The 9129-nt window shown below is 62.6% G+C and carries 5 protein-coding genes; 2 read left to right on the forward strand and 3 right to left on the reverse strand.

Annotated elements, in window-relative coordinates; all coding sequences use genetic code 11:
* From Q0072_RS15735 to Q0072_RS15745, 3 genes are all read right to left on the reverse strand, one after another.
* Positions 1 to 698, reverse strand: a 698-nt coding sequence (locus Q0072_RS15735) for a thioredoxin domain-containing protein (protein WP_298331997.1), incomplete at its 3' end; no start/stop codon positions are given.
* A 26-nt stretch (positions 699 to 724) separates the two neighbouring features.
* On the reverse strand, positions 725 to 2128 hold the full coding sequence (locus tag Q0072_RS15740; RefSeq protein ID WP_298332000.1) for a M48 family metalloprotease: 1404 nt from the start codon (positions 2126 to 2128) through the stop codon (positions 725 to 727).
* A gap of 156 nt (positions 2129 to 2284) precedes the next feature.
* Positions 2285 to 4948: a ribonuclease E/G gene (locus Q0072_RS15745; RefSeq protein WP_298332002.1), complete on the reverse strand. Its 2664-nt coding sequence runs from the start codon at positions 4946 to 4948 to the stop codon at positions 2285 to 2287.
* A gap of 740 nt (positions 4949 to 5688) precedes the next feature.
* On the opposite strand from Q0072_RS15745, the gene Q0072_RS15750 reads away from it, so the two are divergent.
* Both Q0072_RS15750 and Q0072_RS15755 read left to right on the forward strand, forming a co-directional pair.
* The gene (locus tag Q0072_RS15750; RefSeq protein WP_298332004.1) at positions 5689 to 6921 is read left to right on the forward strand and encodes an N-acetylmuramoyl-L-alanine amidase; all 1233 of its coding nucleotides are present in this window, start codon (positions 5689 to 5691) and stop codon (positions 6919 to 6921) included.
* Positions 6922 to 7126: 205 nt separating this feature from the next.
* Positions 7127 to 9129 (forward strand): transglycosylase domain-containing protein (locus Q0072_RS15755; protein WP_366941829.1); only part of this gene is annotated, 2003 nt, incomplete at its 3' end.

Genomic DNA, 9129 nt, shown 5'->3' on the forward strand with positions numbered 1-9129 from the left:
ATGCCCAGCTTATAACCCAGTTGCAGGGTTTCCTCGATCTTGGCCTGAATGGCGGGCGACTGAGCCCTGGCGTGCAATTCGGCCGGGTTGACCCCGGCGGCGGTCAGGGCGGCATCGACATCGGCCTGAGAGCTGAGTTCGTGGCTGTAGAGGGCGTTGTGCACGGCGGCATAGTGGCCGGTGTCGCGCGCGGCGAGGGCGAGGGCGGCCAGAACGCGCGAATTGTCCTTACCGATGATCGGATATTCCTTGACCACCACGCGCACGTCGGGATTGGCCTTGAGGAAGCTCAGCAGGCTGGGGTGGCTGGCGCGGCAGGCCCCGCACAGATAGTCGTGGAATTCGATAATGGTGATGGGGGCCGAGGGGTTGCCGAGGATGGGATCATCGGCAGCGATGATCGAGCCTTCATTGGCCTTGATGGCGGTTTCGACACTCTTGCGCGTTTCGGCGTCCTGCTTTTCGCGCAGGGCCGTCGAGGCATCGACCAGCACTTCGGGCCGCGTCATCAGGCCGCCGCGCACGATCAGGCCCTGAATATTGGGCAGAACATAAGGCGCCAGTGCCAGCACAAAGGCCCCGGTCGCCAGCGCCAGCGCCAGATTGGATTTGCTGAGCAGGGGCTCACGCGGGGCAGTGGCGGGCGTCTCTGTTTTGATTTCGGGTGCAGGCGTCGGCGTTTCGGGGGTATCGGTCACGGGGACTCTTTTCAGCAGCGGTACATTTAACGACGGGTACGTGTTTCTTCCTCCACGGGGTCAATACCCATGAGCGAGGAGGTGGTCAGGACGATGTCGCGGGCGCGACGGTATTCGACGGAGTCCTTGGGCAGGTTTTTCTGCGACCACACGGCGAAGGTGCGTGCCTGCGGGATATTGCCCTGATAGAACTCCGCTTCGGCCGAGGCCAGACGCGCCTGACCCGGCATTTTCAGGCCATCATAGCCCTGCGCCAGCAGGTTCCAGGCAAAGCTGTTGTCAGGTTCGTATTTCAGCGACGCATTGAGCCGCTCGATCCCTTCGCGCAGATTGTCGTCACCGCCGGCGGCGATCAGGGCCTGACCCAGATTGACCATCAACAGTGGCGCGTCGGGCAGCAGTTCCACGGATTTGCGGTGCGCCGGGATCGACAGCGCCGTCTGGCCCGTTTCGAAATAGATCTGCCCCTTCAGTTCCCACAGATAGGGGTTGTTGGGCTGCTCGGTCAGAAGCTGATCCAGCTCGCTCAGGGCCTTCTTCACCTCGGTTTGCTTGTACCACGCAATGACGTGGGCGTAGCGGGCCGGGTAGGAGCGGTCGCTTTCGGGGTAGCGCATGAACACCTTTTGCGGGTGATCAAGGAAGCCCGACAGCTTGGCCTTGACGATACTGAATTCAGCAATCAGTTCCGGAGAGTCCACCGCGTCCTTGTGCGGCTGCTGCTCGACCAGACGGCGGAGCGTGGCAACACGGTCGCGCGACAGGGGGTGGGTGCGGAAATACTGATAACGCTCGGCGTTGGAAAAGGTCTCGTAATTGCGCAGCTTGTCGAAAAATTCGACCAGACCGCGGCCGGACATGCCTGCACGCTCCAGCGCCTTGACGCCCGCGATGTCGGCGGCGGATTCCTGCGTTTGCATATAGCGCAGGGCCCCCAGCGTGCCGAAGGTCTGCGACGAGCCCAGAAGGCCCACGCCCGCATCTCCGGCCCCGGCCAGAATGGCGATAATCCCCAGCCCCAGCGAAATGGCCATCGGGGCCTTGGCCGCCTGATAGATTTCGTCCGAGCGCACGGTATGGCCCGCCGCCTGGTGACCGGCTTCGTGGGCGATAACGCCGAACAGCTCATTGGGCGTTTCGGCTTCGCCGATCATGCCGGTATTGAGACCGATAATCTGACGCGAGGTGGCAAAGGCGTTGATCGACTGATCAGCGATCAGCAGGAACTGCACCTGATCGGCGTTGAGGCCCGACGCCGTCAGAATGCCGCGCGTCTCCTTATGCAGAAAACGCTCAATCTCGGTGTCGCGGATGACGGTCTGCGCCTGCGCCTTGGGGGCCAGACCCGTGACGGCCAGAGTCATCAGCGAGGCCGCCGCCAGAGGCTTCACCCACTCAGACGCTCTCTTTTTAAGGCCGTTCCACACCATAGGCAGGTCTCTGTCGCGGATTTCGTTCAGCTTTATATGGAGGTTAAGAGTGACAAATCTAAGGCCCCCACACAACCGGAAAAGCCGGATGAGCGGCTGTAAACAAAAGGCCCGAAACAAAAGGCCCGCAACGCTGAGGATGCAGGCCTTTGGGTTCTATCGGCGCCACCAGCCGCGCTTGGGCTTGGCGGGAGGCGTGTTGATTTCCGCCGGATCGGGCTCAGGTGTGGCGGGGGCGAAGCTGCCCCCCAACGGTTCGCTTTCCAGCACGGGTTCCGCAACCACGGGTTCCGGTGCGGTTTCGGCCACGGGTTCCACCACCGTTTCCATCACCGCCGGTTCTGCGGCGACTTCGGCCACCGGTTCGTCGGTCTTCTTCTTGCGCGAGCGGGTCTTGCGCGCCGGTTTGGCGACCTCTTCCGCAACGACCTCGGCCACCGGTTCAGGGATGGCGTCAGTGGCCGGCTCCGGAACTGTTTCCATCACGGCAGGCTCAGCGATGGTCTCGACCGTTTCGCTTGCTTCGGCCTCAGCCTTGCCACGACGCTTGCGCGGCGGACGCTTGCCCTTGGGGGCAGGCTGATCGCGCAGGTCTTCGGGCACCAGCGAGGTCGGGGCCTGAGTGGCGGCCCCCAATACCGAGGTCGCTTCGGCAGCGTCTGCCGCTATCGTCGGTGTTTCGGCGGCCACTTCGATCACGTCGAAACCATCCGGCGTTTCGCCCGGATTCGGGGCGCGCTTGCCTTGCGATTCGTCGAACGGGTCGATCCACACATAAGGTTCTTCCAGCGACGGCGTGCGGGCGCGCACCCAGGCATAGGCTTCGCGCGGACGCGCGTCCGGACCGTTGCGACGGCCACCGCGGCGGCCACGACGGCGGCGACGGTTGCGGCGGAAATCGCCATCGTCCTCGCCATCCTCGTCTTCGCTGTCGGCCTCAGAGTCGCTGGCCTCGGCCTCCGCCGTGTCGGCTTCGACGCGCGGCTCGTTGTCCTGACGGCCCCGGCGACGGCGACGGCGACGGCCGCGACGGTCATCGCGATCCTCACGCGCTTCGGCGCGTTCTGAGGCCTCATCATCGTCCGTATCTTCGCGCTCGATGGCCTCTTCGTCGATGGTGATGACGTCTTCGTCCTCGTCCTCATCGTAGTCCGGGTCGGGGCCGAGGTCGATGATCGGATCAGGGCGAACGGGCGGCGTGAACTCCACCTCATCGGCGTGCACGGTGCGCACGATCTCGAATTCGGCGTGGTTCAGGTCGGAGTCGATCTCGACATTGACCTTCAGGCCCCATTCGAGGCGCAGCTTGGCCAGATGCACCTGCTTTTCGTTTAGGATATACAGGGCCACGGCCTGCGGCAGCTTGATGGTGATGGCACCCGCGCCATTGGTCATGGCCTCAAGGTCGATGGCGCGCATGGCGGCCAGAGCCGAGGAATCGGTCGAACGGACGCGGCCCATGCCTTCGCAGTGCGGACAGATGACCGTTGTGCCTTCGAGGAAACCGGTGCGGCGGCGCTGACGGCTGATCTCCATGAGGCCGAAGCCGGAAATCTTGCCCATCTGGATGCGGGCGCGGTCTTCGCTGAGGGCGTCCTTGAGTTTCTTTTCGACGGCGCGGTTGTTCTTCGACTCATCCATGTCGATGAAGTCGATGACCACCAGACCGGCCAGATCGCGCAGACGCATCTGACGCGCGGCCTCTTCGGCAGCCTCAAGATTGGTCTTGAGCGCCGTCGCCTCGATATTGCGCTCCTTGGTCGATTTGCCGGAGTTGACGTCGATGGCGACCAGGGCTTCGGTCTGGTTGATGACCAGATAGCCACCCGAACGCAGCGGCACGACCGGCGAATAGATGCGGTTGAGGATGTCGTCTATGCCGTGGCGCGCAAACAGCGGCATCCCGCCATTATAGAGCTGTATCTTCTTCGCCTGCGACGGCATAATCATGCGCATGAAGTCCTTGGCGGACTTATAGCCTTCGACGCCCTCGACCTGCACGTGGTCGAAATCCTTGTCGAAGAGGTCGCGGATAGCGCGCTTGACGAGGTCTTCTTCCTCATAGATCAGCGCCGGGGCGTTGGAGCGCAGCGTCGTTTCGCGGATATTTTCCCACACGCGCAGCAGGTAGTCATAGTCGCGCTTGATCTCGGTCTTGGTGCGCTTGGCCCCCGCCGTGCGCACGATCAGGCCCATGCCCTGCGGCACGTCGAGCGACTGCGCCACAGCCTTCAGCCGCTTGCGGTCGGCCCCGTTGGTGATCTTGCGGCTGATGCCGCCGCCGCGCGCCGTATTGGGCATCAGCACGCAATAACGCCCGGCCAGAGACAGGTAGGTGGTGAGCGCCGCGCCCTTATTGCCGCGTTCTTCCTTGACCACCTGAACCAGCAGGATCTGACGACGCTTGATGACTTCCTGAATCTTGTAGCGTTTGATCAGGTGGGCGCGCAGGCGGCGCTCCTCGTCCGGCAGGTCGTCGCCGTCGTCTTCGTGATCCTCGTCTTCGGCGTCATCGTGGCCGTTAGCGGCGGCCTGCGCCGCCAGCTCGGCCATCAGCTTTTCGCGGTCGGCGACCGGGATCTGATAATAGTCCGGGTGTATTTCGTTGAAGGCCAGAAAGCCATGGCGGTTGCCGCCATATTCCACGAAGGCCGCCTGAAGCGAGGGCTCTACGCGGGTGACCTTGGCGAGATAGATATTGCCGCGCAACTGCTTGCGGGCGTGGCTTTCAAAATCGAATTCCTCAACTTTTGAGCCGTTCAGAACGACGACGCGGGTTTCTTCCGCGTGCGTCGCGTCGATTAACATGGTTTTCGACATTAACGCGATCTCCGCAGCGCGCACGCCTTAAAGCCGCGCCGGACACAGGGCCGGGCGGGGACAGGGGGCGCTGACTGATTTGGGGTGAAAGGCGTGCGCAAAGGCCCGGTCCGGCGCGCAAAGTGCGCGGAGCGGTAGAAGTCCGGAACCTGTTCAAATGAGCAGCACAGCCCATAGGGTGTTAAATACCTTCGAGCCTCGTGCCGAAAAATGCCATGAAATTGTCTTGGCACGCTTCGGTAACACACGGGGCGTTACAAAAAATCAGAGCCATAACGCGGCTCAACTGAGCCGACGAATACCCTGACTACGCTTTGGCCGAAGCGTCCCGGTGCCGATGGAGGCCCCTTTGGCGGACGCGCCGGTGAATTTCATTCGGATGGCGGCTGATCCTGTGACGGACTATGTCGCCGGAAGAAGGTCTGACCGGTCGCACAGGAACGGAACAGAGCCTCTTCAAGGAGGTGTTTGGTCCGGTGTGGGGCGCGTGCGACCATCAAAATATCGCAGGCTAGACACCGGAAACGGGCACGAACGCCTGTCAGAATCGTTGATAAGACAAGGTCTGACGAAGCTTTCGTGCACGGACGAGGCGAATATGCAACAAGGCGGCGCAAAAGAAAAGCACGCAATTATTTTTGTTGTTAACGAGATCGCTACCCGCATCGTGTATCCATTCTGTCACAATGCAAAAGCAGCGGCACCAGAAAGGTGTCCACGGTGTTTGGTGGAGCGGGTGAATGATCCGACGTGCGTGGCGTTTGGCCGGCAATGGTCAGTTATGGCTGGCTGCCCTGATGGCGGGTGCCATCGTGATTGCGACAGGGGACATCCCCCCGGTTGAAGCGGCCTCCAGCGGCGATGTGGTCAATGTACGTCTGGGCGGCGCGCCGAACCAGACGCGACTGGTCATTGATCTGCAAGCCTCGGCGAAGGGGGAACTCCTCAGCCGCGAGGAAGACCAGCAGCGTGCCGTCCTGGGCCTGTCCGGTATCGATGTCGGCGCGGTGCTGAGCGGGCAGGGGCAGGGGCTTGTCAAGGGCTGGAAGCTGGATACGACGGCCGGCATGACGCGTCTGCGCCTCGATTTCAGCCGCAATGCCCGGATCGCGCGCCGTTTCCTGCTGCCGCCGGCCGATGGAATCAGCACCTATCGCTACGTGATCGACGTGGTTGCCGCGGATGCGCCTGCGCCTCAGACCGTCTCTGCCAAGGCCGTGGCCGATACCGCGGCCATACCCCCTGCGTTGCGCACCGAAGCGGCTGACAAACCGCGTACGGGCAAGAAAATTATCGTCGTCGATGCCGGTCACGGCGGCCATGATCCCGGTGCACGTGGTGCGTCGTCGTGGGAGAAGGACGTCAATCTGGCGGCGGCCAAGGCGCTGAAAGCCAAATTGGAAGCCACAGGTCGTTATAAGGTCATCATGACGCGCGACTCCGACGTCTATGTCGATAAGGTTGCCCGCGTGCGTATCGCCCGCAATGCCAATGCCGATCTGTTTATCTCGCTGCACTCCGATTCCGGCCCCAATACGGCCACCAAGGGAGCGTCCATCTATACCCTCTCGGATTCCGGCACCGAACGGGCCGCGCGCAACGCCATGAACCGCGGCGACTGGGCCCTGCCGACGGGGGCGACGGACAAGACGGTCGGGCGCATCCTGATCGACCTGACCCAGCGCGCCACCAAGAACCGCTCGGCCACCTTCGCCGAACTGATGCTCGACAATATGGACGGTACTGTGCCCCTGCTCAAAGGTAGCCACCGTCAGGCCGGTTTCGTGGTCCTGCTGGCCGCCGATGTCCCCGCCGTGCTGCTGGAGATGGGCTTTATCACCAATGCCGAGGACGAGCGACGCCTGAACGATTCGGGGGATCGCAACCGGATGGCCGGGCAACTGGTCAAGGCGATCGATCAGTATTTCGCCAATGATGTGCGCTACGCCTCGTTCGGGTTTGTCGCCCGCTAGTCCTGCAAAACCCTTTGTGTTTAAAGCCCTGCTGTAATGGCAGGGCTTTTTCTGTGCGGTAAAGCGTCGCCAATAAGCCGCATTTGCCCGCAATAAGCCGGATATAGCCGTGATCAGGGCTTTGCGCGGGGGGCGGGCTTTGGTACACACGACGCAATATGATGCGGACGCTCTTCGTAACGGAACCGCGTCGCGGTGACGGAGGGTGTTTGTGAAGTCCACTGAGCGTTGGTTCGCCATGGCGGGGGTGGTGCTGATGTCGATGGTGGCCATCGCTGGCTTCGCTATCGCCATCTATGCCGCATGGCTGTTCCACGACCTGCCCGACGGCAATGAAATCGTCGATTATCGCCCGCCCACCTCGACGCGTCTGTTCGCCTGGGACGGAACGCTGATCGGTGAGTTCGCGCAGGAACGCCGTATCTTCATTCCCTATAACCGCATCCCTGAGCGCGTCAGCCGCGCCTTTCTGGCCGCCGAAGACCGCAACTTCTTCAACCATTCCGGCGTTGATGTCGGGGGCCTGTCGAGGGCCATGGTCAAGAATGTCATCAACTTTGTGCAGGGTCGCCGCCTCGAAGGCGGTTCCACCATCACGCAGCAGGTGGCCAAGAACGTCCTGTTGTCGAACGAGCGGACCATCGGGCGCAAGCTGAAGGAATTTATTCTGGCGCGGCGGCTGGAAACCTCGCTGACCAAGGAACAGATACTCGAACTCTATCTGAACGACATCTATCTGGGTTATCGCTCGAACGGGATTGGCACCGCGGCCTATAACTATTTCGGCAAGTCGGTCGATCAACTGACCCTCGCCGAGACCGCCTATCTGGCGGCCCTGCCCAAGGGTCCGCACAACTACCACCCCATCCGTCGCAAGGATCAGGCCATTGCCCGCCGCAACTGGATTCTGGGCGAGATGGCGTCGGTCGGTTGGGTGACCAAGGCGGAGGCTGAGGCCGCCATGCGGGAGGATCTGGTGGTGCAGTCGGCCCCGCAGCGCGCCAAGTATCGCGATGCCGACTTCTTCGTCTCGGAGGTCGAGCGCCGCTCCAAGGCCCTGTTCGGTGAGGATATATACTCCGCCGGCTACTATATGAAGACGACGCTTGATCCCAAGCTCCAGACAGCGGCGCGCATCGCCCTGATGGACGGGCTTGAGCTGTATGACCGCCGTCACGGCTGGCGCGGCGCGTGGGGCAATATCGGCAGTATTAATGAAGGTTGGCAGCAGGAGGCCGCCGCCGTCGAAGCCAAGTTGCCGGAACGGCGTCGCGCCCCGTTTGAGCGTCCCGACTGGCAGGTTGCGGTGGTTGAACGCGCCGGTGGCTCCATCCGTCTGGCTGAGGCCCCGGCGGGCGAAAACCACGGCACCCTTCGCGCCTCCGATGTGGCATGGGCGCAGGGCGGGGCGGGGCTCAAGGCCGGTGACCTGATCTATGTGGCGCGCGACGCCACGGGGGCCTATGCGCTCAAGCAGGTGCCGGCGGTCAATGGCGCGCTGGTTGCGGTTGACCCGTGGACGGGTCGCGTCGTGGCCATGGTCGGCGGCTATTCCTTCTCGCTGTCGAAGTTCAACCGCGCTACGCAGGCCAAGCGCCAGCCGGGTTCGGCTATCAAGCCGTTCATCTACGCCACCGCGCTGGAAGGCGACTTCACGCCGGCTTCCATCGTCGTCGATGGCCCCATCACCTTCAAGGGGGCCAATGGTGAGGCGTGGTCGCCCAAGAACTATTCACGCACCTATTACGGGCCGCAAACCCTGCGCAAGGGGCTTGAGCTGTCGCGTAACGCCATGACCGTGCGCCTCGCCGACAAGGTCGGCATGAAGACGGTGGCGGCCAAGGTGGTGCAATACGGCGCGGTCGATAATATGGAACCCTACCTGTCCAATGCGCTGGGTTCGACCGAAACGACGCCCTATCAGCTGACGGCCGCCTATTCGGCCTTCGTCAATGGCGGGCGGCGCATCAAGCCGCACCTGATCGAGCTGGTGCAGGATTATCAGGGCAAGGTCATCTACCGCGCCGATCAGCGTAAGTGTCCGGCGGGCTGTACCCGCGCCTTCGATGGGACGGAATCGCCGCGCCTGACGCCCGAAGGCCAGCAGGTGATGGACCCCATCGTTGCCTATCAGATCAACTCCTTCCTGCAAGGCGTGGTACAGCGTGGCACGGCGGCACGCGCCAGCGCGCTGGGCATCCCGCTGGG

This window comes from Asticcacaulis sp., from assembly GCF_027484505.1.
In the GTDB taxonomy this organism is placed as follows: Bacteria; Pseudomonadota; Alphaproteobacteria; order Caulobacterales; family Caulobacteraceae; genus Asticcacaulis.